This is a genomic window from Nocardiopsis sp. MG754419 (assembly GCF_018207095.1).
Taxonomy (GTDB): domain Bacteria; phylum Actinomycetota; class Actinomycetes; order Streptosporangiales; family Streptosporangiaceae; genus Nocardiopsis.
This window is the reverse complement of the sequence record NZ_QOCZ01000023.1, coordinates 24814-50507: the sequence shown is the minus strand read 5'-3', so window position 1 is coordinate 50507 and position 25694 is coordinate 24814. Positions and strand designations below refer to the sequence as shown.

Genomic DNA, 25694 nt, shown 5'->3' with positions numbered 1-25694 from the left:
ACGGGGTGTCCCCCGGGGCCCGGTGGCCGTGGCCCGACGTACGGTCCCTGGGGGGTGTGGGGTCTCCACGGAGGAGGTGGCACGGGTCTCCGGGGCGGGGCCGAGGGCGCCCCCGCCGTCGAGGGGGCGATGCCGGGTCCCTCCGGCACGGCCGGGCCGTGGTGCGGGGGCCGTCCCGCGCCCGGGCGCGGAGCGGCGTTCGTGGGCGGGTGTCCCCGCGGTGCGGCGGACCCGGGCGCGGGCGGCGGTGCGTCCGCGGGCGAGGCGTGGGGCGGCGCGTTCGTCTGCGGGGCCGGACCGCCGCCGGGGCCGCCGCCGGGGCCGGACGGCGCGGTACGCGGATCCTGCGATCCGGTGGGCTCCGCGGTGTGCGCGGGACGTGCGCCGTGCCGGTCCGGCGAGGGGAAGGCGTCCCCGGAAGCCTCGTCGCCGCTTCGGTTCTCCACGGGGCCATCCTCGTCATCGCGCCGACACGGAAAGGGCATGTCCGATTCGTACCCACGTATCGGACAGTGGCCCCAAGACTCCAGTATGGGTCAACCGGCCGGGTCGGTGACGGGGTCCCCTTTCCCTTCACCCGGGAGGTAACGCACACCGAGGCCGGTCATGAGGTTCTGAAGCTCGGCCTCGAAGAAAGGTTCCATGTCGTTGACGACGAATCCCAGGTGCTGGAACACCTCCATGCACACCACGCCGTAGATCCGGATCCAGCAACGCGTGAGCACCAGCGCCGCGCCCACCGGCACGTCGTGCGCGGACAGCCCCACCGTGTCGGCGAAGGAGCGCAGTTCGGCGGTGAGTTCGGGGTCGATGTCCTCGTCCCGGGGGAGGGGGATGTCCTTCTCCTGTAGCAGGCGGTCGCACAGGGCGAAGAACGTGGAGCCGAAACGGTTGCCCGCCTCCAGGGCGGGGGTGATGTCCGCGTCCGGGTCGAGTCGGGTCCGGGGGCCGAACATCACCGAGAACTCGGCCGGATGGGTGATGGCCCAGATCCGGAAGGCGCGCAGCGCGGAGTGCAGGCGCAGTTCGGTGTCCTCGGGTGGCGCCGAGGCGTCGGCGGCGGCCACCGCCTCGGCCAACTCGTCGAACATGTCCGCCGTGATGATCACCAGCAGCGCGTCGATGCCCGGGACGTAGCGGTACAGACCCGGCGCGGTCATGCCCATCTCGCGGGCGATGGCGCGCAGGGAGACCCCGGCCACGCCCTGCTCCACGAGGTGCCGGCGGGCGATCGACTTGATCTCGGTCAGTGTGGCCTCGCGCACACGATCACGGCGGCTGAGCGTGCCCCCGGCCGTCGGGTCGCTTGTGACCGGCGATTTCGTCATCTTCAGCGGTACACCCCGTCCCGGCGCCGTATCCGTGGCGCCGCTCTGTTCATGTCGACGACATTGACATCGTAATGGGCGCACGCTTAAGTGAACACCGTTAGCAAACGGTGTTAACGAACATGATCCATGTTCGCTCGGAGGAACGGTTATGTCGACGGATACGGGGTTCTTCGGCCGACTGGGGCTCGGAGCCCACCGCGGCAGAGGGTGGGTGCTGGCCCTGACCGGGCTCTTCGCGGTCGTCTCGGTCGTCTGGGGGCTCGGCGTCTTCCAGGACGTCAGCGAGAGCGGGTTCGAGGACCCGGGGTCGGAGTCCTCCCAGGCCATGGACGTGCTCCAGGACGAACTGGGCCACGCCGACATCGACATCATCGCGGTCTTCCGCAGTGCCGAGATCCAGGTCGACAACCCCACCTTCGCCCAGGCCGTGCAGCGCATCGCCGACGACCTGCCCGAGGACGTCGTCGCCGACCACGACATCTACCTCGACGAGGAACTCGACGACGTCGAACGCGGCATGCTCGTGTCCGAGGACATGCACGCCACGTACATGCCGATCACCCTCACCGGCCAGACCCACGAGGAACGGCTGCACCAGTACGAGGAGGCGGCCGCCGCCCTGGAGGCCGGTCCCCTCCAGACCCACCTGGGCGGCCCCATCGCGGTCGAACACGAGCTGTCCGCGACGGCCGAGACCGACATCGTCCGGGCCGAGCTGGTCACCCTGCCCCTCCTTCTGCTCCTCCTCGTCCTGATCTTCGGCGGACTCATCGCGGGCCTGGTGCCCCTGGCCGTCGGCGGTCTCGCCATCCTCGGCTCCCTCACCGTCCTGCGCGCCCTCACCCACGTCACCGAGGTCTCCGTCTTCGCCATCAACGTGGCCACGCTGCTGGGGCTGGGACTGGCGATCGACTACGGGCTGTTCATGGTCAGCCGCTTCCGTGAGGAGCTGAACCGGGGACGGGACGTCCGCGACGCGGTGCGCCGCACGGTGGACACCGCCGGACGCACCGTCGCCTTCTCCGGCGTCACCGTCGGCATCGCCTTCGCCGGCCTGCTGTTCTTCCCCCAGCCCATCCTGCAGTCCATCGGTTGGGGCGGCATCGCCGTCGTCGTCTTCGACCTCATCGCCGCCCTCGTGTTCCTGCCGGCACTGCTGTCGGTGGTGGGCCATCGGATCGACCGGATGAGGCTGCCGCTGCCGCGCCGCACGGTCACCGGGACACTCGACGAGAACGCGGGCGCCTGGGCCCGGCTGGCGCGCACCGTCATGCGCGGCCCGGCCGTCTCGCTCGTGGCCGTGCTCTGCGTGCTGGTGGCCTTCACCTCCGGGCTCGCCGCCACCCAGTTCGGCTCCACCGACCAGCGCTACCTGCCCACCGACGCGCCGTCCCGGATCGGCACGGAGGCCATGGAGCAGGACTTCCCCGCCGGACAGGTCGGACGGCTGCACCTGGCCGTCGTGGGCGCGCCCGCCGAGGAGGCCCTGGAGGAGTACGTCGAGCGTCTGGAGGATCTGCCCGGAGCCGTGCGCGCCTCCGTGGAACGCACCGGTGCGGACGTCACCCACGTCGAGGTCGCCTACCAGGGCGCCACCGACGACCCCGAGACCCAACGGCTCGTGCGGGACGTGCGGGCCGAACCGGCCCCGGACGGCGCCGAGGAGACCCTCGTGGGCGGTGTGGCCGCCATGCAGATGGACAACCTCGACGCCATCGTCGACAACGCGCCCACCACCATCGCGTTCGTCATCGGCTCCACCCTGTTCCTGCTCTTCCTCGCCTTCGGATCGATCGTGCTGCCGGTCAAGGCCGTGCTCATGGGCGCCCTGTCTCTGGGCGCCTCCCTGGGCGTGGTGATCTGGGGCTTCCAGGAGGGGTACTTCGCCGCCCTGCTCGGTTTCGAGGCGGTCGGCACCATCGACCCGACCTACCTGGTGCTCATCACCATCGTGTCGTTCGGCCTGGCGATGGACTACGAACTGTTCCTGCTCAGCCGGGTACGCGAGGAGTACCTGCGCAGCGGCGACAACACCGCCTCGGTGGCGCTCGGCCTGCAACGCACGGGACGGATCATCACCAGCGCCGCCCTGCTGCTGGGCGTGGTCCTGTTGGCGATGGGCACCTCCGGTCTGCTGTTCCTGAAGATCATCGGGGTCGGACTGGCGATCGCCGTGCTGGTGGACGCCACCCTGGTGCGCGCGATCATGGTGCCGGCCACCATGCGCCTGCTCGGCGACCGGAACTGGTGGCTGCCACGACCGCTGCGCCGACTCCACGACCGGATCGGCATCTCCGAGGGCGGCGAGGAGGAGGAAGCGCCCCCGGCCACCGTGGAGAAGGATCGCGAGCGCCTCCCCGCGGGCACCTGACCGCACCCGCGCCGCCCCTCCGCCCCACGGCACGTCGAGACGGTCGTGGGGCGGTTCCGTGGTGTCGTGCGTGCGGTGGCGGGCACGATGTGCCGCCTGCCGCCTGCCGCCTGCCGCCTGCCGCCTGCCGCCTGCCGCCTGCCGCCTGTCGCCCGTCGGTGACGTGGCCCTCGGCGTCGTGATCGAGAACGCACGGGCCGAGAGAGCGCCAGGCGGCCCACAGCCGGTCCGCACCCGTTCCGGGCCACCCGACCCTCGGTACGTGCGCACGGAACGCCCGAGGGGCCCGTACACGCGCGGGGCCCGGCCTCCCTCACGGAAAAGACCGGGCCCCGGCGTGCGGATCGAACCTAGAGGGCCTGCGGCGCGCCCTCGTGGAACGGCTTGCCGTTCACCTCGGTGGACACACCGACCTTGTCCAGGTACGGAGTGATGCCGCCGGTGTGGAAGGGCCAACCGGCGCCGGTGATCAGGCACAGGTCGATGTCGGCGGCCTCGGCCACGACACCCTCGTCCAGCATCAGGCGGATCTCCTTGGCCAGGGCGCGCAGGGCCCGGTCCAGGATCTCCTTCTCCTCGGAGGGGGAGTCGCCGCCCTTGAGGAGTTCCTTGACCTCGGGGTCGATGGTGAGGTCGGGGGCGAAGATCTCCGTCCGCCCGGCCTCGACCACGGCCTTCAACTGCGGCGAGACCGCGAAGCGCTCGGGGAACGCCTCGTGCAGGGTCTCGGCGACGTGCAGACCCACGGCCGGACCGACCAGCTGGAGCAGCATGAGCGGCGACATCGGCAGGCCCAGAGGCGCGACCGCGCGGTCGGCGACCTCGGGCTCGGTGCCCTCGCCCACGGCGCTCAGCACCTCGCCCATGAACAGGGTGAGCAGACGGTTGACCACGAACGCCGGGGCGTCCTTGCAGAGCACCGACGTCTTCTTCAGTGTCTTGGCGACCGCGAAGGCCGTGGCCAGGGAGGCGTCGTCGGTCTTCTCACCGCGGACGATCTCCAGCAGCGGCAGGACCGCGACAGGGTTGAAGAAGTGGAAGCCCACGACCCGCTCGGGGTGCCGGAGGCCGGACGCCATCTCGGTGATCGAGAGCGAGGAGGTGTTCGTGGCCAGGATCGCCTCGGGGGAGACCACGGCCTCCACCTCGGCGAACACCTGCCGCTTGATGTCCATCCTCTCGAAGACCGCCTCGATGACGAAGTCGGCGTCCGCGAAGGCGTCCTTGGTCAGCGAGCCGGTGACCAGGGCCTTGAGGTGGTTGGCCTTGTCCTGGTTGACGCGCCCCTTCGCGAGGAGCTTGTCGACCTCGCCGTGGACGTAGGCAACACCCTGGTCCAGACGGTCCTGGTCCAGGTCGGTCATGACGACCGGCACGTCCAGGCGGCGCGCGAACAGCAGCGCCAGCTGACCCGCCATCAGCCCGGCGCCCACGACACCGACCTTGGTGACCTTGCGGGCCAGCGACTTGTCGGGGGCACCGGCCGGACGCTTGGCACGCTTTTGCACGAGGTCGAACGCGTACAGGCCGGCCTTGAGCTCGGGGCTCATGATGAGGTCGGCCAGCGCCTGGTCCTCGGCGTCGAAGGCCTCGTCCCGGGTGGCGGTCTTGGCCGCGCCCACAAGCTCGACGGCGCGGGCCGGTGCCGGCGCGGCGCCGTGCAGCCTGCCCTCGACGACGAAGCGGGCCATGTTGACCGCGTTGTCCCAGGCCTCACCCTTGTCGACCTCGGCACGCTCGACCTCGATGTCGCCCTTGAGGACCTTGGCGGTCCACCGCAGGGACTCCTCGACGAAGTCGGCGGGCGCGAAGATCGCGTCCGCGATCCCCATCTCGAAGACCTTCTCGCCCTTGATCATCTTGTTCTGGGCGAGAGGGTTGTCGACGATGAGTTTGAGCGCCTTCTCGGCGCCGATGAGGTTCGGCAGCAGGTAGGTGCCGCCCCAGCCGGGGACCAGACCGAGGAAGGCCTCGGGGAGCGCGAAGGCCGGCACACCGGAGGAGACCGTGCGGTAGGTGCAGTGCAGCGCCACCTCGACGCCACCGCCCATGGCGGCCCCGTTGACCAACGCGAAGGTCGGCACGTCCAGCTCGCCGAGCTTGCGGAACACGTCGTGTCCCAGCTTGCCGATGGCCTCGGCCTGTTCCCGATTCTGGATCGCGGGGACGCCGGTGAGGTCGGCGCCGACCGCGAAGATGAAGGGCTTGCCGGTGACGGCCACGGCCACGATGTCGGTGCGCGCCTTGGCGGCCTCGATCGCGGCGTCCAGGCTGAGCAGGCCACCGGGGCCGAAGGTGTTCGGCTTGGTGTGGTCGTGCCCGTTGTCCAGGGTGATGAGGACCGCGGTGCCCGCACCGTAGGGGAGCTCCACGTCACGGGCGATCGCCTTGGTGACGACCTCGTCCGCGAACAGCTCCGTGATGGAACCGTGGCGCGAGGCGTCTCCGCCGAGGACGCCGGAGGGCGAAAGGCGGGATTCTTCGGTGGCCATGCTTACTTGCCCCCCTCGTAGTTCGTGTTCTCCCACAGGATGGTCCCGCCCATGCCCAGACCCACGCACATGGTGGTGATGCCGTAACGGACGTCGGGACGCTCGGCGAACTGTCGCGCGAGCTGCATCATCAGGCGCCCGCCCGAGGAGGCGAGCGGGTGTCCCACGGCGATCGCACCGCCCCACGGGTTGACCCGGGCGTCGTCGTCGGCGATGCCGAAGTGCTCCAGGAAGGCGAGCACCTGGACGGCGAAGGCCTCGTTGATCTCGATCAGACCGACGTCGTCGATCGAGATGCCCTGGCGGGCGAAGAGCTTCTCGGTGGCCGGAACCGGTCCCACGCCCATGACCTCGGGCTCGACGCCGGTGAAGGAGAAGTCGACCAGACGCATCTTGGCGTCCAGCCCCAGCTCCTCGGCGACCTCCTCGGCCATGAGCAGCGTGCCGGTGGCACCGTCGTTGAGGCCGGCGGCGTTACCGGGCGTCACGTTGCCGTGGGCGCGGAACGGCGTCTTGAGGGCGGCGAGCGACTCCATGGTGGTGCCGGGGCGCGGCGGCTCGTCCTGCGTGGCCAGACCGAAGCCCTTCTCCGCCGAGCGCACCAAGGTCTCGACCAGGTCGGGCTGGATCCTGCCGTCGGCGTAGGCCTTGGCGACCTTCTCCTGGCTGCGCACCGCGTAGGCGTCGGCGCGCTCCTTGGTGATGCTCGGGAACCGGTCGTGCAGGTTCTCGGCGGTGTTGCCCATGACCAGGGCGGAGGGGTCGACCAGCTTCTCGGAGATGATCCGGGGGTTGGGGTCGACACCCTCGCCCATGGGGTGCCGGCCCATGTGCTCGACGCCGCCGGCGATCACGACGTCGTAGGCGCCGAAGGAGATGCCCGCGCCGGCGGTGGTCGCGGCGGTGAGCGCGCCGGCGCACATGCGGTCGATGGAGTAACCGGGGACGCTGCGCGGCAGCCCGGCGAGGATCGCGGCGGTGCGCCCGAGGGTCAGGCCTTGGTCGCCGATCTGGGTGGTGGCGGCGATGGCGACCTCGTCGACACGCTCCGGGGGCAGGCCCGGGTTGCGACGCATCAGTTCGCGGATGACGCGGACGACGAGGTCGTCGGCGCGCGTCTCGGCGTAGAGGCCCTTGCCTGACTTGCCGAACGGGGTGCGGACCCCGTCGACGAACACGACTTCGCGGGCGGTGCGCGACACGATGGCCCCTCCTTCTTCACGCGTGGGTGGACTGTATGGGGTCATGCTACTCGCCGGTAACAAATAGTGCGAGTGGCGGGGCCGGTGACTTCGGCGGAAGTGAGGCGCCTTTCTCCCGGCGGTGTCGGAGACCACGGACACCGCCGCGGCGGGAGCGACGCCGTTCTCCTGTGACACGGGGACACCGCCGCACCGGGACCGCGGTGCGCACGGCCGCCGGTGCTCGAAAGCGTCGCCCCGCACGCGACGGATGCCCCGGGTCCCCTCCGGACGGTGGGCCTACCCCGCCCGCACCGGAGCATGCCGGTCCTCGGCGGGTCCTCGGGTGCCCTCGGAGGCCCGGCGGAACCCGCCGCTCTCCGGGGGACACGTACGTGATCGACGCCCGGGCGGTGGAACCGGCCCGCGCTCAGTCCGCGCTGCGCAGGAACCTCGTGGCGAAGCGGTCGACGTTGACGCGCAGCCGCTGGACACGCTCCTCCCGGGTGATGGTCTCCGCGGGCTGGATCAGCGCCGACTCCCGCTTGCCCCGCACATAGAGCGGACAGGCGAGGTCGGCGCACACGTACAGGCCGACCGTGTCCCCCTGCCGCCCGGCCTTCCCGGGCTTGGGCGCGCTGAACAGGCGCACGCCCCCGGCGGGGTGCACGGTCACGCAGAACGAGCACGTCATCGACGTGAAGTAGTCGGTGGTGCGGTTCCCGTTGGGGAGTCGCAGGGCGACCCCGATCGGGTGTTCCCCCGCGTCGACGACCAGGTAGGCGCGGTTCGGCGCCTTGGGGTCGACCCACCCCAGGAAGTCGGTGTCCTCCCAGTCCAGGAGCGGCATCGTGGTGGGCAGGTGCATCCGTCGGGTCTCGCCCTTGGGGCAGTTGACGAACGAGGAGCGGATCTCCTCGGGGCTGAGTTCGAGCATGGTCCACTCCGGTCGTGCGGTGCGGTCGGTGCGAGGGCCGCCGTCGACGGACGCCGACGGGCGGATCCGGAGGAATCCTTTCATCGGGGCCGTGCTCCGAGCACGGGGTCGTCGTGGGTGGTGGCGGAGCCCGGCCGGCGGGCCGTCTCGGGTGGGGCCCGTGAACGCCGAGGGCCGGGGACCCCCACGGGATCCCCGGCCCTCGCGCGACGCTTCTCAGAGCAGGGCGTCGGCCTCACGGTGGCGACCGGCGGCGTTGTAGGCACCGGCCAGGTCCCGCCGAAGGCGCAGCGTCAGCCGGCGCACCTCCGGGTCCCCGGAGGAGTTCAGCGCGACCCGGTAGGCCTCCCGCAGCACCTCCACGGCCTCGTCGGCGCGGCCGGCCTGAGTGTGGGCCCGGCCCAGCCGGTGGTGCACCGCCAGGGTGTCCAGGTGTCCCTTGCCGAGTCGGCGACGGCGGGCGGACAGCACCATGCGGAGCTGGGAGATGGCCTCCTCGTAGCGACCGGCCATGCTCTGCGCGGCGCTCAGACCCAGACGCAGCTCCTCGCGGCGCTGGGTGGAGGCCACGTCCTCGATCGCCCGCTCGTAGTGGGCCACGGAGGCGTCCACGCGGCCACTGCGGCGGTAGCAGACGGCCAGACGCATACGCGCCTCCACGGTGTCCTCGTCGGCCGCACCGAACTGGCTCTCGCGCTGACCGAGCAGGATCTCCCACTGGCCCGCCGCGTCGGCGGGACGGCCCGCGTCCTCGAAGGCCCAGGCCAGGTTCTCCCGGATGATCTCGGTGCGCGGGTGCTCCTCGCCGTAGACCGCGACCGCCTCGTCGAGCGCCAGCTCGAATTGCTGCACCGCCGCCTGGCGCCGCCCCATCTGCGCGTACTTGGTCGCGAGGTTGTTGCGGGCGGTGATGGTGTCGGGGTGCTCGGTGCCCAGACGCTCCACCAGGGACTGCAGTGTGCGCTCCAGGGCGGCGGCGCGCATGCCGGGAGAGGGCGTGCGCGAATCCGAGCCCTGTTCCGAGGCCGCACCGGCGGACCGGGTGGTCCGCTTGGGCAGGGCGGGGATCCCGCCCGCGGGCACACCGGCGGCCGACGCCGGGACCTGCTCGGGTACGGCGGCCCGGTGGAACCCGGAGTCCGCCTCGCGTTCCTCGAGACGTTCCGTGCGATCGGAGGAATCCTGCGAGGTGACGTCGGCCGGCTCGACCTCGGCGGAACGCGTCAACCCGGCCCCGCGCAGCAACGCACGCCAGAACGACAAGCAGACTCACCACTTTTCCCTGATCACGTACCGGGGCCTTCCGGGCCCACGGTTCGGTACACACCCGTCGGAAAGATCACGCGCCCCTGACGATCCGGAGCACGTTTCTATAACTTAATCGGACACCGGGCTACGGAACAGGCGTGAACCGCCTCTGAAGGGTGGTGACTTCGGTCACGTCGGGATTCAAAGTGACAGAAGGGGGTAAATGTTACGCCTGATCCGCTTCGCGCAGAGCCTCTGTCAAGGCCTCCGAAGTGAGCCCCACCTGCCAGTTCCGGGCGCCGCGTGAGCGTAGGAACGCGCCCACCGAGTCCGGATCCACGGTCTGTGGCGGTGCCCACGCCAACCTTCTGACGCTGTCCGGCAACAGGAGGTTCTCCGTCGGCATGACCACCTCCTCCGCGATCCTCGTCACAGTCGACCGCGCCGCCTCCAGACGGCGTGCGGCCTCGGGGGCGCGATCCGCCCACCGGTTCACCGGGGGAGGGCCGTCACCGGGGGCGTTGGGGCGCGGCAGGTCGGCCTGGGCCATCTCCCGCGCCCGGTCGATCGCCTTGATCCAGGTGGCGACGTAGCGCCGGGCCAACTTGATGCCGAACTGGCGGATCCGGGTGAGCTCGGTGGAGCCGCGCGGCATCGCCGTCGCCGCCTCCACGATGGCCGCGTCCGGCAGGACCCGGCCCGGCGAGGTGTCGCGCTCCTGGGCGATGCGGTCGCGCTCGTACCAGAGCTCGCGCACGGCGGCCAGGGAACGCTGGTTGCGGACCTTGTGGATGCCCGAGGTGCGCCGCCAGGGATCGGTCCTGGGCTCCTTGGGCGGGGCGGCCAGCACCGAGGCGAACTCCTCGTGCGCCCACTCCAGCTTCCCGCTCTCCTCCAGCTCCGCCTCCAGGGCGTCCCGCAGCTCGATGAGGATCTCCACGTCGAGGGCCGCGTAACGCAGCCAGTCCTCGGGCAGGGGCCGCTGCGACCAGTCCACGGCGGAGTGCTCTTTGGCCAGACGGACGTCCAGCAGCCGCTCCACCATGAACCCCAGGCCGACCCGCTGGTAGCCCAGCAGCCGTCCGGCCAGTTCGGTGTCGAACAGGCGTGAGGGGCGCAGGTTGACCTCGGACAGGCACGGCAGGTCCTGGTGCGCCGCGTGCAGGACCACCTCGGCGCCGCCCATGGCGGCGTCGACCTCACCCAGATCAGGGCAGGCGATCGGGTCGATGAGCGCCGATCCGGAGCCTTCACGGCGCAGCTGGACCAGATAGGCGCGCTGCCCGTACCGGTAGCCGGAGGCGCGCTCCGCATCGACCGCGACGGGTCCGGAACCGGCGCCGAGCGCCGCGACGACACCCGCGAGGGTGTCGGGATCCGCCGTGACCTCGGGCAGGCCCTCGCGTGGTTCCCGCAGGAGAGGTGCCCTCTCCGAGTCGTCGTTATCGGGTTCGCGGGGGTCTGTCTTGGAGTTCAACGCGTTCGCCACACCACTACGGTATGCGCTGTGGCCACCGAACGCGGATACGGACCGTTCCGTGGCGCCGCGCGGCGTTCCTCGTTCGGCGTGCGCGCGGTGCCTGAAGACGGGTGCGCGGACGGCGATGTCATGCGGGGCCCGCGGGGCCGGAGGCGCGCGGACGGCGCCGACCGCCCGGCCCGCGGACCGTTCAGGGACGCGAACGTTGGCGGGCGATGTCCGTGACGTCCAGGGGCGGCAGTCCCGAGGCCGAGGCGAGCAGGGCCAGCCACGCGTTCACGTGCGGGGTCAGGTCGTCCGACTCCGGGGTCCACGAGGCGCGCATCTCCACCTCGGTGGTCGCGCCCTCGTGGGCCTTGGTGCCGAACCCCTCGGTGGTGGCCCGGGTGACCGTCCCGCTCAACGTGTGATGGGTGGCACCCCCGGACTCCAGGGCGTCGGTGAGCCAGCTCCAGGCGACCGGTCCCAGAAGGGGGTCGGTCGCGATCTCCGACTCCAGTTCGGAGTTGGCCTGGCACACCACCCGGAAGGGACCGGGCCAGTCCCGGGTGTTCTCGGGGTCGTACAGGACGATCAACCGTCCCCAGGCGATCTCCTCGCCGTGGACGGTCACCTCGGCCGAGACGGCGGCGGAGTGCGGGGCCAGTCGCTGGGGCGGGGGGATCTCCCGGACGGCCAACTCGGGTCGCAGAAGAGGGGAGCGCAGGGCCTCGACCGCTCGCCGGAACGTCTCATGCGCGTTCTCGGCGCTACCGACATCGGGCATGGTGGAAACGTCAGCCTTCATATTGTGGTGATCACGTCCTGGCGGGGGTCGTCGGGACACGTCCCGCCGAATGATGTGATGGTGGGCACGGGTCGACGGTGGCACGAGTCACCGGTGCGCGGTCGCAGTTCCACCGGCGTGTCGGTGTTTTGTGATGATCTTGGGACCGCGCGCCCGACGACCCGGCCGGATCTCGCCCGAATCCGCCCCCGGGTTCCTCCGGGGCCGTCCTCGGTCGTTCACGGCCGCCGCCGGACTTCCTCGGTGATCCGAGTGAGAGCACCGGCACGGGCATGGCACGATTCTAGGTGTGACGCTTCAAGACTCTCCATTCCTTCGTGCCTGCCGGCGCCTTCCGGTGTCCCACACCCCGGTGTGGTTCATGCGCCAGGCCGGGCGTTCCCTGCCCGAGTACCGACGGGTCCGCGCCGACGTGCCGATGCTGGAGTCGTGTGCGCGCCCCGACCTGATCACCGAGATCACGCTGCAGCCGGTGCGCCGGTACGACGTCGACGCCGCGATCTTCTTCAGCGACATCGTCGTCCCGCTCAAGGCCATCGGCATCGACCTCGACATCAAGCCCGGGGTCGGCCCCGTGGTCGAGGACCCGATCCGCGGCGCCGGTGACATCAAGCGACTGCGCGACCTCGAACCCGATGACGTCCCCTACGTCACCGAGGCGGTCGGACAGCTCGTCGGCGAACTCGGCGACAAGCCGCTCATCGGTTTCGCCGGTGCGCCGTTCACCCTGGCCTCCTACCTCATCGAGGGCGGACCCTCCAAGAACCATGAGCACACCAAGGCGCTCATGTACGGCGAGCCGGAGCTGTGGGACGAGCTCATGCGCCGTCTGGCCTCCATCACGCTCGGTTTCCTGCGCACCCAGATCGAGGCCGGCGCCAGCGCGGTGCAGCTGTTCGACTCCTGGGTCGGCGCACTGAGCGCGGAGGACTACCGCGCCTCGGTCCTGCCCTACACGTCGTGGATCCTCGGCCAGCTCGGCGAGTACGAGGTGCCGCGCATCCACTTCGGTGTGGGCACCGGCGAGTTGCTGAGTCTGCTCAGCGAGGCCGGAGCCGACGTCGTCGGCGTCGACTGGCGGGTGCCGCTGGACAAGGCCGCCCAGCGGGTCCAGCCGGGCACCGCGTTGCAGGGCAACCTGGACCCCGCCACCCTGTTCGCCCCCTGGGAGGTGGTCGCCGACCGTACGCGCGACATCCTCTCGCGCGGGCGCGCCGCCGACGGCCACATCTTCAACCTGGGCCACGGTGTGCTGCCCAGCACCGACCCGACCGTGCTGGAGCGCCTCACGGCCTTCGTGCACGAGGAGACCGCGCACTAGCGGTCCCGCCGTCTCCACGCCGACGCCCGGCCCCGGAAAGGGGAGCCGGGCGTCGGCGTGTCCGTGGTCAGGGGGAGGGCCGATCCTCGGGGCCCGCTCCGCCTTCGTCGTCCACGGCGTCGTCGGTACCCGATGGACCGTCCCCCGCGTCGGCGGCGTCGTGCTCCTGGCCCCGCGCCGACGGCGCGTCGTCCGTCGCGGTCGTCCCGGTGGGCATGGTCGCCCGGTTCCGCCGGGGACGCATCCACGAGCGCCGACCCTCGGCCCGTGCGTCCGCCCCGGGGGTCCGCCGACGGTGACGGCGCCACCACCAGAACGGCCCGGCCCCGAGCACCGTCGCCACGAGTGCGAACGGCAGCAGCCAGCCCACGAGCACGGCCACCCCCTCGCCCAACGACACGAGGGCGCGCAGGCCCCGTTCCCAACCGCCCAGGAACCCGATCGACTCGTCGTCGGGGCGTTCCTCCAGGTAGGTGGCGGGCGGTCGCAGCGACAGGTGCACCGTGGAGTACGACGTCCGGTCGCGCAACGCCTCCAGCCGCGCCTGGAAGGACTCCAGGGACGCCTGACGGTCCTGGATCTCCCGCTCCACCCGGAGCAGGTCGTCGACGTCCTCCGCCTCCTCCAGGTAACCGCGCAGCGACTCCAGCGCGGTCTCGGAGGACTCGATGCGGCTCTCGACGTCGGCGATCTCCTCGGTGACGTCCTCCACCGAGCGTTCCAGGTCGGAGCGGTCACCGAGGTCGGCCAGGGAGACGAGCGCCTCCTCGTAGGCCTCGCCGGGCACGCGCAGCGTCAGGTCGCCTTCGGGTCCGCCGGTGCCGCCGGTGCCGCCGGTGGTCAGCCGTTCGGCCTCGACGTAGCCGTCGGCCTCCCGCACCAGGTCCTTGGCGGTCTCGGCCGCCTCCGCGACGTCCTCCACCCGGACCGTCATGTGCGCGGTGTGGACGAGTTCCCGGTCCTCGATCGCCACGTCCGTGCCGACCGCGTCGCCCTCCTCGCGCTCCGCCGTCTCCGGTCCCACCTCGCCCTCGACGGCCCGGTCCTGGGGCGCGGCGACGTCGGGGGACCCCGGGGCGGAACCGGCGGCGTCCTCCACGCCCGCCCTCTGCTCGGAGGCCGCGCACGCGGTCAGTAAGAGCGCCGTCAGGGCGGTCGAGGTCATCACCGTGACGACGCGCCCCGCCCGGGCGCGGTTCGAAGTGTCCATGTGGGTTCGACGTGGCGGGCGCGGGTCGCGTTCTGCCGGTCCCGTAACGGCGGGGCAACGGGTCGGACGCCCCGGGGTCACGGGACCACGGGGCACGCCCACCGGTCCGACGTCCCCTACGGGGGCGGCGGCGCACAGTGACGCACGGCATCTGGAAGGCTGGAGACATGCCTGAAGCACCGCATGTCGTCGTGGTCGGAGGCGGGGTCTCCGGACTCACCGCCGCGTACCGTCTCAACGCCCGGGGGATCACCACCACCGTGCTGGAGGCCGCGGACGTCCCGGGGGGCAAACTGCGCGCCTCACCGGTGGCCGGTGTGTCCGTCGACGCCGGAGCCGAGGCGGTGCTCGCCCGCAGACCCGAGGCCCTGGCGTTGTTCTCCGAGCTCGACCTGGACGACCGCGTCGTCCACCCCGGCCCCGGAGCGGCCGCCGTCTACACCCGCGGTCGTGTGCGGCCCCTGCCCCGAGGGCAGCTCATGGGAGTGCCCGGCGACCTGCGGGCCCTGGCCCGCAGCGGGGTGCTCTCCCCGGCCGGGACCGCGCGCGCCGCGCTCGATCTGGTCTGGCCGCGCACCCCCGTGCGTTCGGACGTGCCCGTGGCGACCTACGTGGGCGCCCGCATGGGCCGCCAGGTGGTGGAGCGCCTGGTCGAACCCCTGCTCGGCGGTGTCTACGCCGGGCGGGCCGACGAGCTCTCCCTCGACTCCACCGTGCCCCAGATCGCGCCGATGGCCCGCTCCGACCGCTCCCTCATGCGGGCGGTGCACGGGAGCCTCAAGGGGCGGGGCCCGGCGCCCACCCAGGCGGGCCCGGTGTTCGCCTCCCTGCGCGGTGGTGTCGCCTCGGTCGTCGAGGCCCTCTCCGCCCACCAGAAGGACCTGCGTACGGGGGTCCGGGCCAAGGCCCTGGTCCGCACCTCCCGGGGCTGGAGCGTGCGCCTGGAGGGCGCACAGGGGGTCGAGGAGATCCACGGCGACGCCGTGCTGCTCGCCTGCCCCGCCGCCGAGGCCGCGCGCCTCCTCGCCGACACCGCGCCCACCGCCGCCCGCGAACTGCGCGACGTCGAGTACGCGAGCATGGCCCTGGTGACCTTCGCCCTGCCGGCCTCCGCCTTCCCCACCCCCCTGAGCGGGACCGGTTTCCTGGCCCCGGCCGGGGAGGGGCTGACCATCAAGGCCGCGACCTTCTCCAGCAACAAGTGGCCGTGGCTGGCACAGGAGCTGGATAGGGTCGATCCGGGCGCGGACCTGGTCGTTCTGCGCTGCTCGATCGGGCGCTTTCGCGAGGAGTCCGTCCTGGACCGTTCCGACGAGGAACTGGCCGCCGTCGCCCTGGCCGACCTGGCGAGGGTCACCGGCGTGACCGGAGCCCCCGTCGAGACGCGTGTGACCCGCTGGACCGACGGGCTGCCCCAGTACGCGGTCGGCCACGCGGGCCGGGTCGAGCGCGTCCGGGCGGACGTGGAACACCACCCCGGACTCGGTGTGTGCGGGGCCGTCTACGGGGGAGTCGGCATCCCCGCCTGCATCGCCGACGCCGGCCGCGCGGCCGCGCGCCTGGCCGGCACGCTCACCGACCACGACCACACCGATCGCGGTGCCCCGGGCACCGAGGGAACGAATCAGCAAGGAGTCAACCCGTGACAGGCCGGCAGAACGAGGCGGTCGCCGAGGACGGCACCGACCTCAACCAACTCATCCGCTACACCATGTGGTCGGTCTTCAAGGTCGAGGGCCTCGGGGACGTGGACCGCGGCGCCGCCGCCGAGGAGCTCCAGACGTTCCTCGACAAGGCGGCCGAGCAGGGCGTGACCACGCGCGGGGCCTACGACGTGCAGGGCTTCCGTGCCGACGCCGACATCATGTTCTGGTGGATCGCCGACACCCCCGAGCAGGTGCAGGACGTCTACTCCGACTTCCGTCGCACCCGCGTGGGCCGCGCCTCCACCCCGGTGTGGTCGGTCGTGGGTCTGCACCGCCCCGCCGAGTTCAACCGCGGCCACGTGCCCGCCTTCCTGGCGGGGGAGGAGCCGCGCGACAACATCTGCGTGTACCCGTTCGTGCGCTCCTACGAGTGGTACCTGCTGCCCGACGACGAGCGTCGCGCCATGCTCGCCGAGCACGGCCGGATGGCCGCTCCGTACCCCGACGTGCGCGCCAACACGGTGTCCTCGTTCGGCCTCAACGACTACGAGTGGCTGCTCGCCTTCGAGGCCGACGAACTGCACCGCATCGTGGACCTGATGCGCCACCTGCGCGGAGCCAAGGCCCGACTGCACACGCGCGAGGAGCTGCCCTTCTACACCGGGCGCCGCAAGAGCGTGTCGGCGCTGGTGGCGGCCCTGCCCTAGCGGTGTTCGCCGGGGGCGTGCGCGCCGGGCCTCGGCCCGTGCCCGGACGCCCCCGGCGGTGCGACACCCGGGCCCCGGTCGGCCCCACCGAGACGACGGACCCCGCGCTCCTCGGGAGCGCGGGGTCCGTTCGCGTTCGTGCGACTACTCGGAGCGGAGCGCCTCCCGGCGGGTGGCGATCACGTAGAACGGGATGGTGAGGATGAAGATCAGCACGGCGGCGCTCATCAGGTAGATGAGCGCGTCACCGGCGGGCAGGCCCAGGCCCCAGGCGACCATCAGGACGACGCCCACGGCCAGCATCCCCAGTACGACGTAGGCCTTGCGGCCCTTGGGCTTGGGGTACTCCATGCGGCTCACCATCAGCCAGGACACCAGCAGTACCGCGGCCACGCCGACCAGGACCGGGGGGTCCAGCAGCACGATCGTCACGACCGCCATCGCCCCGAACGGGCACGGGAGACCGGTGAAGTAGTCGGCCCCCGGCGCCTGGCAGGAGAACCGCGCCAGCCGGACGATCACCGCGAGCAGCACGGCACCCGCGGCCGCCACGGGCCAGATCGCGCCGTCGCCGGCGATGGTGCCCCACACCAGGAAGAAGAACGCCGGCGCCACACCGAAGCTGATCACGTCGGCGAGGTTGTCCAGTTCCGCGCCCATGCCACTGCCGCCCCACTTGCGGGCGACCCGCCCGTCGAGGACGTCCAGGGCGGCCGCGACCAACATCAGGCCCACGGCCGTGGCCAACGCGGCCTTGGGCAGGGGGCCGACCGTTCCGGCGGCCACGTGGGCGCTCTGTGCCGTGGCCAGTGCCCAGACGGCCAGGAAGCCGCACAGGGCGTTGCCGAGGGTCAGGTAGTCGGCCACGCCCAGTCGGAGCCTGGGCGTCTCCTCAGGGGCCTCCCCGGCCCTCGGCGCCGGGGCGGTGTCAGTAGGCGTCAAGACGGGTTTCCCCGGCCCGGACCTTCTGGCCGACCTCCACCGCCGGGGCGACCCCGTGCGGAAGGTAGACGTCGACGCGTGACCCGAACCGGATGAGGCCGATCCTCTCGCCTTGTTCGACCTTCTGCCCCGCAGCGAGATACGGGACGATACGCCTGACCATCGCGCCGGCGATTTGAACGACCGTGATCTCACCGATCTCGGTTTCAAGGGTCCAGATGACGCGCTCATTACGCTCGCTGTCCTTGTCGAAGGCGGGCCGGAATCCCCCGGGGCGGTGCTCGACGCCGGTCACGACACCGGCGAGGGGGGCACGGTTGACGTGCACGTTGAGAGGGTTCATGAAGACCGCGATCCGCGTGCGCCCGTCGGCTCGGGGATCGATGCTCTGGACGACGCCGTCGGCGGCGGACAGCACCCGACCCGTGGCCGGGCCTCGGTCGGGGTCACGGAAGAACCAGGTCATGCCCGCGGCGAGGGCGATCACGGGGGCGGCCGCCAGGGCGCGCGTCCGGGATCCCCGCGCGGCCAGGGCCGCGGCCGCGGCGGCGCCCAACGCCGGTACCAGCCACGGGGCCGAACCCTGGGCCATACCGAAACGCGGCCGGGCCGGCGAGCGGGGGGAGACGGAGGAGGAAGGTGAGTCGTCGGTCATCGGGCGCTTTCGTCGCGGGTCGGTCGGGTCGCCCGCACATCGGTGGCCGCTGTGAGGGGCGGGCCCCGGGCGTGTGCCGGGGTGGTGCGCGGTCACCGGGTGAGGCACCCTCGCCGCGCGCGCAACTTCCGGTCGACGAGGGCATCGATGGTCGGTGCGCTGGTGCGATTATCCCCGATCCCACGGGGACGGGGATCGGGCCGGTGCCGGTCACCCCGTCCGGGTCGTGGCCACGGGGATACCCGGCGAACCAGGATGGTAAGCCTACTCCGTGGGTTCGAGGGACAGCGCTACGGAGTTGATGCAGTACCGCGCGTCGGTGGGGGTCTGGTAGCCCTCGCCATAGAAGACGTGACCCAGGTGGGAGCGGCAGGTGGCGCATCGCACCTCGGTGCGTACCGTGCCGAGGGAGGTGTCCTCGTGCAGGGTCACGGCTTCGGAGTCGGCCGGATCGAAGAAGCTGGGCCACCCACAGTGGGAGTCGAACTTCTCGTCCGAGCGGAACAGTTCGGTCCCGCATCCCCGGCAACGGTAGACGCCCGTGGTCTTGGTGTCGACATACGCGCCGGTCCAGGCGCGTTCGGTGCCCGATTCGCGGAGCACCGCGTACTCCATGGGGTCGAGGCGCTCACGCCACTCCCGTTCGGTCCTGGGCAGTTCCTCTGGGGCCCCGTCGTTCGGTCGCGGGGCCTGGTCCGATGCGTCAGCCATGGTGTCGACGCTACCCGGAATCGGACCCGGATGCCGACCGGCCGCCGCGTGGGTTCAAAACCGTCTGATAGCCGCAAAGGTAGGTAAATCATCCTTAGCGGCCAGATGCACCTAACTTCACCCTTGACGACGTTCGGTAGTCGGCTGTGCGGGTACGGGCTCGAAACAGGGGTCAGAGGTCGACGTGCACTGAGGCAGGTGGCATGGCTGTTACAGCTCAACAGGCACTCGGAGTGAGTCGGCGACCACTGCGCGTGGGACGCGTTCGATACGGGCTGTGGTGGCTCGACCAGGCGACGGCGGGGGTCCGTGACCGGACCCGCGTCGTCGTCGATGGTACGGCCACCGTGGGTCGGGAACTGCGCTGGGCCACCGAGCTCAGCGTCCGCGCCACACTGGCGGGGATCGACCACGCGCGCCCCGAACCCTGGAGTGACCGAGGGCTGACCTGGCTCTTCGGTGTGATCGCCGTCGTCGCCGTGGCGGTGGCGGTCCTCCTGGGAACGGGAATGGCGCACTGGGCGATGACCTCGTCCGACGCCATGTTGTTCGCCGCTGCGGGGGCCTTGGCGGTGGGACTCGTGTTCCTGCCGCTCGCGTATCTGGTCTTCGCCTCCGGGCGACGGAGTCGCCGACACTAGAGGGTCGCAGGCCAACCGGAAAACCACGGGTGGAGACGACGATGGAGGGGCCTCACGGTGAGGCCCCTCCAGTGTGTCCGGGGCGGGGATGCGTGGTCGGGGGTGGGGCTCAGGCGTCGAAGTCGTACTGGAGCACGTACGCGGATCCGTCCATGGTGATCCGGTTGAACTCCACCGGACGATGGTCGACCGTGAGCGCGGTGCGCGCGACCTCCAGTACGGGGGTGCCGGGGAACAGTTCCAGTTCCACGGTCTCCTCGGGGGTGGGCATACGGACCCTGATCTCCTCCGTGAAGTGCGCCGGCCCGTGCCCGAGTTCGGCCAGACGGGCGTAGATCCCGCCGGGTCCGGTGTCGTGGTCGCGCACGCGGCGGGCCGCGTCCACGTCCTCGCGGCCCCTCCAGGAGTGGGGGGACAGGTGGGAGACGGCGCTCTGCACCGGCCTGCCGTCCACGAGGTAGCGCCGGGAACGGCGCAGCACCGTGGACCCCTCCGGCAGGTCCAGAACGCGCAGGACGTGTGCTTCGGGGATCACCTCCTCGACCACGAGGCCCTCCACCTCGTAGCCGCGCGTGTCGCTGTCGGTCTGCCAGATGGCCCGCCCCTCGCCCCACAGTTCCCTGGACAGGCGCCGTGCGCCGTGGCGTCGCAGGGGACGGAACAGACGGACGTAGATGCCCGAGCCGCGGACCGCCACGGCCAGGCCTTCGTTGATGAGTACGGAGAGCGCCTGGCGCGCGGTCGCCCTCGCGACCCCGTGGCGCTCCATGAGGGTGTTCTCCCCGGGAAGGCGGTCGCCGTCGGCGTACCGTCCGGAGCGGATCTGTCTTCGAAGCTCCTCGGCTATCTCCCGGTAGACCGGAGGTGATCCGTTGGCGGACGTCGGCACTGGGTTCATCCTCTCGCCCAGGGGGCTGTACCGGTGAGCCCCGTCGATGCGGTGTGTCCGGTCACAGCGATTCCAGTGAATGGCACATCACGGGTATGTCCGGTTGCGGGACCATTCATGCGTCATTGTGGGGTGACCGAAACAGAGTGATGGGGGCATGTTCACCGCGGGTCTCCTCAGTCCCTCAGGTAACGCGTGAACAGGTTTCCCCCCGCCTCCAACACGTGCGCCGGTCGCACCGGTGTGTTCTCGGACCCGTGCGCCTCCGCCGGCCCGGTGGTCGGGGCCTCCGCCACGATCCGGGGCGATCCCGCGCCCAGCAGGTGCGGGCTCACCGTCAGGCACAGTTCGTCCAGCAGTCCCGCCGCCACGAACTCGGCCAGCAGGTGCGGACCCCCCTCCGTCAACACCCGGAACAGCCCCCTCTCGGACAGGGCGTCCAGGATGTGCTCCGGACGCACCGAGCCCTCGTCGACCACCACGAGGTCGGCGTGTTCGGCCACCCGGCTCCGCCGTGCGCGGGGACTGTCGCCGACGGTGAACACGATGGTGCGGGCGTCCTCCGGAGCCTGTGTGAGCAGTTCCTCGTCGATGTCCAGGGATCGTGAGACCACCGCGATGCGCGGTGTCGCGGGCCGGCCCTCGCGCAGCCGTGACCACACCTCGCGCGGACGCACCGGCTTGTAGCCCTCGTGTCGGGCGGTGGAGGCGCCGACGACCACGACGTCGCACAGGCCCCGCAGCACGCCCATGACCCTGCGGTCGGGCTCGGAGGACAGGTCGCGGCTGCGTCCGGAGGGGCCCACGGCCCCGCCGTCCACACTGGTGACCATGTTGGCGCGCACCCAGGGGCGAGCGAGGTCGGCGGGGTAGGCGTAGGCCTGCGCCAGGTCCACGTCGGTGCGGCCGGGGGAGGGGAGGAGTTCGCGGAAGCGGGCGGGTTCGGTCGTGCCCGAGGCGTGCGTGTTCGACATGGTCACCAGGCTAGAAGCCGTGGACGCGCCACGCCCCTCCCGGTCCGTGTGCGGACGTCGCCGGGAGGGGCGTGGTCGAGGCTCAACCGTGGCGGTGCGAGACGCGCCGCAGCAGCACCAGGGCGCGGTCGATCACCCTCATGGGCCCACCGGCACTCTCGAAGGGGCGTCCGCTCACGTCGGGTTCGGCGGTGTCCAGGACGGTCTCCCAAGCCATGCCGTACTCGGTCCCCGGCAGTTTGAACTCCACCGTCTCCGGGCCGCTGTTGAGCAGCAGGATGAACGAATGGTCACGGATCCGGCGACCCCGGGGGTCGGGTTCGGTGATGGCGTCCCCGTTGAGGAACACGCCGAGGGCACGGTCACCACTGCCCCAGTCGGCACCCTCCATCGTCGACCCGTCCCGGCGCAGCCAGGAGATGTCGGGAAGCCCGTCCGAGTCGGCCCGGCCGCCCTCCACCGGGCTCCCGTGGAAGAACCGGCGACGTCGGAACACCGGGTGTTCGCTGCGCAACCGGGCCAGACGGCGCACGTAGTCCAGGAGGTCGTTCTCCGGATACCGTCCCGCCGCCCCCACGGCCTCCCAGTCGATCCACGCGATCTCGTTGTCCTGGCAGTAGGCGTTGTTGTTGCCGCCCTGGGTGCGGCCCACCTCGTCGCCGTGCGAGAGCATCACCACGCCCTGGGACAGGTACAGGGTGGTGAGGTGGTTGCGGACCTGCCTGCGGCGCAGGGTGAGGATGGCGGGGTCCTCCGTGGGCCCCTCCACCCCGTGGTTCCAGGAGCGGTTGTCGTCGGTGCCGTCCCGGTTCTCCTCGCCGTTGGCCTCGTTGTGCTTGTGGTCGTAGGACACCAGGTCGGCCAGGGTGAAGCCGTCGTGGCAGGTGATGAAGTTGATCGAGGCCACCGGTCGGCGTCCGTCGTCCTGGTACAGGTCGCTGGACCCGGCCAACCGGGAGGCGAGTTCGCCCTTGACCGGTTCCCCGCGCCAGAAGTCGCGCACGGTGTCGCGGTACTTGCCGTTCCACTCGGTCCACAAGGGTGGGAAGTTGCCCACCTGGTAACCGCCCGGACCCACGTCCCAGGGTTCGGCGATGAGCTTGACCTGGGAGATCACCGGATCCTGCTGGACGATGTCGAAGAACGTGCTCAGCCGGTCGACGTCGTGGAACTCGCGGGCCAGCGCCGAGGCCAGGTCGAAGCGGAACCCGTCCACGTGCATCTCCAGCACCCAGTAGCGCAGCGAGTCCATGATGAGCTGCAACGAGTGCGGGTGGCGGACGTTGAGGCTGTTCCCGCAGCCGGTGTAGTCGAGGTAGTACCGCTGGTCCTGGTCGCTGACCCGGTAGTACCCGAGGTTGTCGATACCCCGCCAGGACAGGGTGGGGCCCATGTGGTCGCCCTCGGCGGTGTGGTTGTAGACCACGTCGAGCAGTACCTCGATGCCCGCCTCGTGCAGCGACTTCACCATGGCCTTGAACTCCTGGACCTGCTGGCCCCGGGAGCCGAGCGCCGCGTAGCCGTTGTGCGGCGCCAGGAAGGCCAGGGTGTTGTACCCCCAGTAGTTGGTCAGCCCCCGCGCGACCATGGCGTGCTCGGGCACGAAGTGGTGGACCGGCATCAGTTCGACCGCGGTCACCCCCAGGGAGGTGAGGTAGTCGATCATCTCCGGGTGGGCCAGACCCGCGTAGGTCCCTCTCTGGTGTTCGGGAATGCCCGGATGACGCATCGTCAGGCCGCGCACGTGCGTCTCGTAGATCACCGTCCGGTGGTACGGGGTGCGCGGCCGGGATTCGTTACCCCAGTCGAAGAACGGGCTGACCACCACGCACTTGGGCACGTACGGTGCGCTGTCGGCCGTGTTCTTGCGGTCCGGATCGGCGAAGTGGTAGCTGAACAGCGACTCGTGCCACGTGAGGTCGCCGTTCAGCGCCTTGGCGTAGGGGTCGGTGAGCAGCTTGTCGGGATTGCAGCGCAGCCCCTGTTCGGGCGCGTAGGGCCCGTGGACGCGGTAGCCGTACTGCTGGCCCGGGCCCACCCCTGGCAGGTATCCGTGCCAGACGAATCCGTCGTATTCGGTCAGGGGTATGCGGGTCTCCTCGCCGTCGTCGTCGAACAGGCAGAGTTCCACCTGTTCGGCCGCTTCGGAGAAGAGCGAGAAATTGGTGCCGGAACCGTCGTAGGTCGCACCGAGCGGATAGGAACTACCTGGCCAGACTTCCACCATAGGCGTCGTCAGTCTCTTGAGATCGGGGCCCGGAAGGGCGCTTTGCCGTTGCGACTTCTTTCTTCCGCCACGACCCCGAAAGTATGCCGAAAAAGGCCGATGATCCTGCATAGGCCTGTTCGGCGCGTGTTTCTCGGGCGGGGTGTCTGATATGCGAGGTTATTTAATAAAGTGACGAATGTGACGATGTCATCGACGTGGGCGGGCCCGCTCCAGGATCGGCTCGACGTCCACGCCCCGGGGCAGCGTCCCGAACACGTGTCCCCGGTCCTCGCCCAACCGGGCGACGGTGAACGCCTCGGCCACCGGGGTCGGCGCGTGACGCAGCAACAGGGACGCCTGGAGCGTCAGGGCCATCAGCTCCACCACCGAACGCGCGCGCAACTCCGCGTGCTCCCGGTCGGCCAGGGTCCGCTCCAGGCGCGCGAGGGCGGCGTCGTAGTGGTCGTCGGCGCCCGCCGCCGCCCGCAGTTCGGCCAGGAAGGCCTCCACCGACTCCGGTGACCTGGCCATCGCGCGCAGCACGTCCAGCGCCGCGACGTTGCCCGACCCCTCCCAGATGGAGTTGAGCGGGGAGTCCCGGAACAGGCGCGGCATCCCGGACTCCTCCACGTACCCGTTGCCGCCCAGGCACTCCAGGGCCTCGGCGGCGTGCGCCGGCTGGCGTTTGGTGATCCAGAACTTGCCCACGGCCACGCCCAGGCGACGGAACGCGGCCTCGCCCTCGTCGCCGCGCACCGCGCGGTCCTGCGCCCCGGCCAGGCGCGTCATCAGCGTCGTTGCGGCCTCCGACTCCAGTGCGAGGTCGGCGAGCACGTTGCGCATCAACGGCTGCTCGACCAGCGGCGCGCCGAACACGCCGCGGGTCTCCGCGTGGTGCACCGCCTGCACCAGGGCCGCGCGCATCCCCGACGCCGAACCGATCACACAGTCCAGGCGGGTGCCGTTCACCATCTCGATGATCGTGGGCACACCCCGGCCCGGCTCGCCCACCGGGTGCGCGACCGCGCCGTCGTACTCCAGCTCCGCCGAGGCGTTGGACCGGTTGCCCAGCTTGTCCTTGAGGCGCTGGAGGTGCACCTTGTTCCGTGTGCCGTCGGGCAGCACCCTCGGCACCAGGAAGCAGGTCAGACCCTCGGGCGCCTGCGCCAGGGTCAGGAAGACGTCGCTCATCGGCGCGGAGGTGAACCACTTGTGCCCGGTGAGCAGATAGTGGCCCTCGGCGGTGGGCACCGCACGCGTGGTGTTGGCGCGCACGTCCGAGCCGCCCTGCTTCTCGGTCATGGACATGCCGGCGATGAGGCCGCTCTTGCCGAGGGGAGGACGCAGCCCGAAGTCGTAGGAGCGGGCGGTGAGCAGCGGCTCGTACCGTGCGGCCAGTTCGGGGGAGTGCCGCAGCGCGGGCACCGCCGCGTAGGTCATCGAGATCGGGCACCCGTGCCCGCTCTCGGCCTGGGACCACAGGAAGAACTTGGCCGCGCGGGCCACGTGCGCCCCCGCGCGCCCGTCCGCCCAGGGGGCGGCGTGCATGCCGTGCTCCACGGCCTGATCCATGAGGACGTGGTACGCGGGCTGGTAGTCGACCTCGTCCACCCGGTGCCCGTAACGGTCGTGGGTGCGCAGCACGGGGGTGTAGGTGTTGGCGGCCTCGCCCCAGGCGCGGGCGCGCTCGGAACCCGCGGCGGTCCCGACCTCGCGCACGTCCGCCTCGGCCCAGCCGGCGCCCTCCCGGTGCAGCCCCTCCAGGAGTGCGGGGTCGTCGGCGGCGCTGTGGTCGCCGAGCGGTGCGGCCTGGTTGAACACCTCGTGTGTGGCGGGCATACCGGCTCCGTTCCGGGTTCGGGGCGGCGGGTGGGTGAGCGGCATCCTATCCGTCCACCGCCCGGTGACCGAATCGGGTTCGGTCGGGTGGGCCGCGCACGGGACACGCGTGTGCCCGGGGGG

At 71.2% G+C, this 25694-nt stretch carries 20 protein-coding genes; 5 read left to right on the top strand and 15 right to left on the bottom strand.

Annotated features, from left to right (window positions below):
* Window positions 1-536 precede the first annotated feature (536 nt).
* Window positions 537-1328 carry a TetR/AcrR family transcriptional regulator gene (locus tag DSY14_RS07190; RefSeq protein ID WP_211715673.1) on the bottom strand — a complete coding sequence of 264 codons (792 nt, stop codon included), beginning with the start codon at window positions 1326-1328 and terminating at the stop codon, window positions 537-539.
* A gap of 151 nt (window positions 1329-1479) precedes the next feature.
* On the opposite strand from DSY14_RS07190, the gene DSY14_RS07185 reads away from it, so the two are divergent.
* Window positions 1480-3702, top strand: coding sequence for an MMPL family transporter (locus tag DSY14_RS07185; protein ID WP_211715672.1), 2223 nt, complete (start codon window positions 1480-1482; stop codon window positions 3700-3702).
* Between the two features lie 350 nt (window positions 3703-4052).
* Here DSY14_RS07185 and DSY14_RS07180 read toward each other — a convergent pair whose 3' ends face one another.
* The 6 genes from DSY14_RS07180 to DSY14_RS07155 all read right to left on the bottom strand — a co-directional run bounded on the left by DSY14_RS07180 (window position 4053) and on the right by DSY14_RS07155 (window position 11806).
* On the bottom strand, window positions 4053-6194 hold the full coding sequence (locus DSY14_RS07180) for a 3-hydroxyacyl-CoA dehydrogenase NAD-binding domain-containing protein (protein ID WP_249187453.1): 2142 nt from the start codon (window positions 6192-6194) through the stop codon (window positions 4053-4055).
* A 2-nt stretch (window positions 6195-6196) separates the two neighbouring features.
* On the bottom strand, window positions 6197-7372 hold the full coding sequence (locus DSY14_RS07175; RefSeq protein ID WP_307851153.1) for an acetyl-CoA C-acyltransferase: 1176 nt from the start codon (window positions 7370-7372) through the stop codon (window positions 6197-6199).
* Window positions 7373-7805: 433 nt separating this feature from the next.
* Complete coding sequence (locus tag DSY14_RS07170; protein WP_249187451.1) at window positions 7806-8396, bottom strand: FBP domain-containing protein; 591 nt, start codon at window positions 8394-8396, stop codon at window positions 7806-7808.
* 132 nt (window positions 8397-8528) lie between these two features.
* A complete protein-coding gene (locus DSY14_RS07165; protein ID WP_211715670.1) occupies window positions 8529-9575 on the bottom strand; it encodes a tetratricopeptide repeat protein in 1047 nt (348 codons plus the stop codon).
* 211 nt (window positions 9576-9786) lie between these two features.
* Window positions 9787-11049, bottom strand: a complete 1263-nt coding sequence (locus tag DSY14_RS07160; RefSeq protein ID WP_307851151.1) for a ribonuclease D — start codon at window positions 11047-11049, stop codon at window positions 9787-9789.
* Between the two features lie 181 nt (window positions 11050-11230).
* Window positions 11231-11806, bottom strand: a complete 576-nt coding sequence (locus tag DSY14_RS07155) for a DUF3000 domain-containing protein (protein WP_211715669.1) — start codon at window positions 11804-11806, stop codon at window positions 11231-11233.
* A gap of 373 nt (window positions 11807-12179) precedes the next feature.
* Here DSY14_RS07155 and hemE point away from each other — a divergent pair, with 373 nt between their 5' ends.
* A complete protein-coding gene (gene hemE, locus DSY14_RS07150) occupies window positions 12180-13148 on the top strand; it encodes a uroporphyrinogen decarboxylase (protein WP_307851152.1) in 969 nt (322 codons plus the stop codon).
* Window positions 13149-13215: 67 nt separating this feature from the next.
* Here the strand turns inward: hemE and DSY14_RS07145 are convergent, their stop codons facing one another.
* On the bottom strand, window positions 13216-14358 hold the full coding sequence (locus DSY14_RS07145) for a DUF4349 domain-containing protein (RefSeq protein ID WP_211715667.1): 1143 nt from the start codon (window positions 14356-14358) through the stop codon (window positions 13216-13218).
* A 167-nt stretch (window positions 14359-14525) separates the two neighbouring features.
* Between DSY14_RS07145 and hemG the strand changes: the two genes are divergently transcribed.
* Complete coding sequence (hemG, locus tag DSY14_RS07140) at window positions 14526-16004, top strand: protoporphyrinogen oxidase (RefSeq protein WP_211715666.1); 1479 nt, start codon at window positions 14526-14528, stop codon at window positions 16002-16004.
* On the top strand, window positions 16001-16711 hold the full coding sequence (gene hemQ / locus DSY14_RS07135; protein ID WP_211715665.1) for a hydrogen peroxide-dependent heme synthase: 711 nt from the start codon (window positions 16001-16003) through the stop codon (window positions 16709-16711). The genes hemG and hemQ overlap by 4 nt, the downstream gene beginning before the upstream one ends.
* 144 nt (window positions 16712-16855) lie before the next feature.
* Here the strand turns inward: hemQ and pssA are convergent, their stop codons facing one another.
* The 3 genes from pssA to msrB form a co-directional block, all read right to left on the bottom strand.
* Complete coding sequence (gene pssA, locus DSY14_RS07130; protein ID WP_211715664.1) at window positions 16856-17653, bottom strand: CDP-diacylglycerol--serine O-phosphatidyltransferase; 798 nt, start codon at window positions 17651-17653, stop codon at window positions 16856-16858.
* Entirely contained in the window at window positions 17640-18308 is a 669-nt protein-coding gene (locus DSY14_RS07125) for a phosphatidylserine decarboxylase (RefSeq protein ID WP_211715663.1), read from the bottom strand. Before DSY14_RS07125 ends, pssA begins: the two co-directional genes overlap by 14 nt.
* A 264-nt stretch (window positions 18309-18572) precedes the next feature.
* The gene (msrB, locus tag DSY14_RS07120) at window positions 18573-19019 is read right to left on the bottom strand and encodes a peptide-methionine (R)-S-oxide reductase MsrB (protein WP_211715662.1); all 447 of its coding nucleotides are present in this window, start codon (window positions 19017-19019) and stop codon (window positions 18573-18575) included.
* Between the two features lie 254 nt (window positions 19020-19273).
* Between msrB and DSY14_RS07115 the strand changes: the two genes are divergently transcribed.
* Complete coding sequence (locus tag DSY14_RS07115; RefSeq protein WP_211715676.1) at window positions 19274-19660, top strand: hypothetical protein; 387 nt, start codon at window positions 19274-19276, stop codon at window positions 19658-19660.
* A gap of 109 nt (window positions 19661-19769) precedes the next feature.
* Here the strand turns inward: DSY14_RS07115 and DSY14_RS07110 are convergent, their stop codons facing one another.
* The 4 genes from DSY14_RS07110 to DSY14_RS07095 all read right to left on the bottom strand — a co-directional run bounded on the left by DSY14_RS07110 (window position 19770) and on the right by DSY14_RS07095 (window position 25571).
* Window positions 19770-20558, bottom strand: coding sequence for a GntR family transcriptional regulator (locus tag DSY14_RS07110; protein WP_211715661.1), 789 nt, complete (start codon window positions 20556-20558; stop codon window positions 19770-19772).
* Between the two features lie 167 nt (window positions 20559-20725).
* Window positions 20726-21523 (bottom strand): pyrimidine reductase family protein, encoded by a 798-nt coding sequence (locus DSY14_RS07105; protein WP_211715660.1) that lies wholly within the window; start codon window positions 21521-21523, stop codon window positions 20726-20728.
* 82 nt (window positions 21524-21605) lie between these two features.
* A complete protein-coding gene (gene glgX, locus DSY14_RS07100) occupies window positions 21606-23750 on the bottom strand; it encodes a glycogen debranching protein GlgX (RefSeq protein WP_211715659.1) in 2145 nt (714 codons plus the stop codon).
* A 189-nt stretch (window positions 23751-23939) separates the two neighbouring features.
* Window positions 23940-25571 carry an acyl-CoA dehydrogenase family protein gene (locus DSY14_RS07095; protein ID WP_211715658.1) on the bottom strand — a complete coding sequence of 544 codons (1632 nt, stop codon included), beginning with the start codon at window positions 25569-25571 and terminating at the stop codon, window positions 23940-23942.
* Between the last annotated feature and the right edge of the window lie 123 nt (window positions 25572-25694).

What these genes read in the sequence shown, in the direction of transcription:
- glgX (WP_211715659.1), bottom strand. Translation starts at nt 23,750, where the DNA reads ATGGTGGAAGTCTGGCCAGGTAGTTCCTATCCGCTCGGTGCGACCTAC.
- DSY14_RS07185 (WP_211715672.1), top strand. Translation starts at nt 1,480, where the DNA reads ATGTCGACGGATACGGGGTTCTTCGGCCGACTGGGGCTCGGAGCCCAC.
- DSY14_RS07110 (WP_211715661.1), bottom strand. Translation starts at nt 20,558, where the DNA reads ATGAACCCAGTGCCGACGTCCGCCAACGGATCACCTCCGGTCTACCGG.
- DSY14_RS07105 (WP_211715660.1), bottom strand. Translation starts at nt 21,523, where the DNA reads ATGTCGAACACGCACGCCTCGGGCACGACCGAACCCGCCCGCTTCCGC.
- msrB (WP_211715662.1), bottom strand. Translation starts at nt 19,019, where the DNA reads ATGGCTGACGCATCGGACCAGGCCCCGCGACCGAACGACGGGGCCCCA.
- DSY14_RS07145 (WP_211715667.1), bottom strand. Translation starts at nt 14,358, where the DNA reads ATGGACACTTCGAACCGCGCCCGGGCGGGGCGCGTCGTCACGGTGATG.
- DSY14_RS07095 (WP_211715658.1), bottom strand. Translation starts at nt 25,571, where the DNA reads ATGCCCGCCACACACGAGGTGTTCAACCAGGCCGCACCGCTCGGCGAC.
- DSY14_RS07170 (WP_249187451.1), bottom strand. Translation starts at nt 8,396, where the DNA reads ATGAAAGGATTCCTCCGGATCCGCCCGTCGGCGTCCGTCGACGGCGGC.
- hemG (WP_211715666.1), top strand. Translation starts at nt 14,526, where the DNA reads ATGCCTGAAGCACCGCATGTCGTCGTGGTCGGAGGCGGGGTCTCCGGA.
- DSY14_RS07190 (WP_211715673.1), bottom strand. Translation starts at nt 1,328, where the DNA reads ATGACGAAATCGCCGGTCACAAGCGACCCGACGGCCGGGGGCACGCTC.
- DSY14_RS07180 (WP_249187453.1), bottom strand. Translation starts at nt 6,194, where the DNA reads ATGGCCACCGAAGAATCCCGCCTTTCGCCCTCCGGCGTCCTCGGCGGA.
- DSY14_RS07155 (WP_211715669.1), bottom strand. Translation starts at nt 11,806, where the DNA reads ATGCCCGATGTCGGTAGCGCCGAGAACGCGCATGAGACGTTCCGGCGA.
- DSY14_RS07125 (WP_211715663.1), bottom strand. Translation starts at nt 18,308, where the DNA reads ATGACCGACGACTCACCTTCCTCCTCCGTCTCCCCCCGCTCGCCGGCC.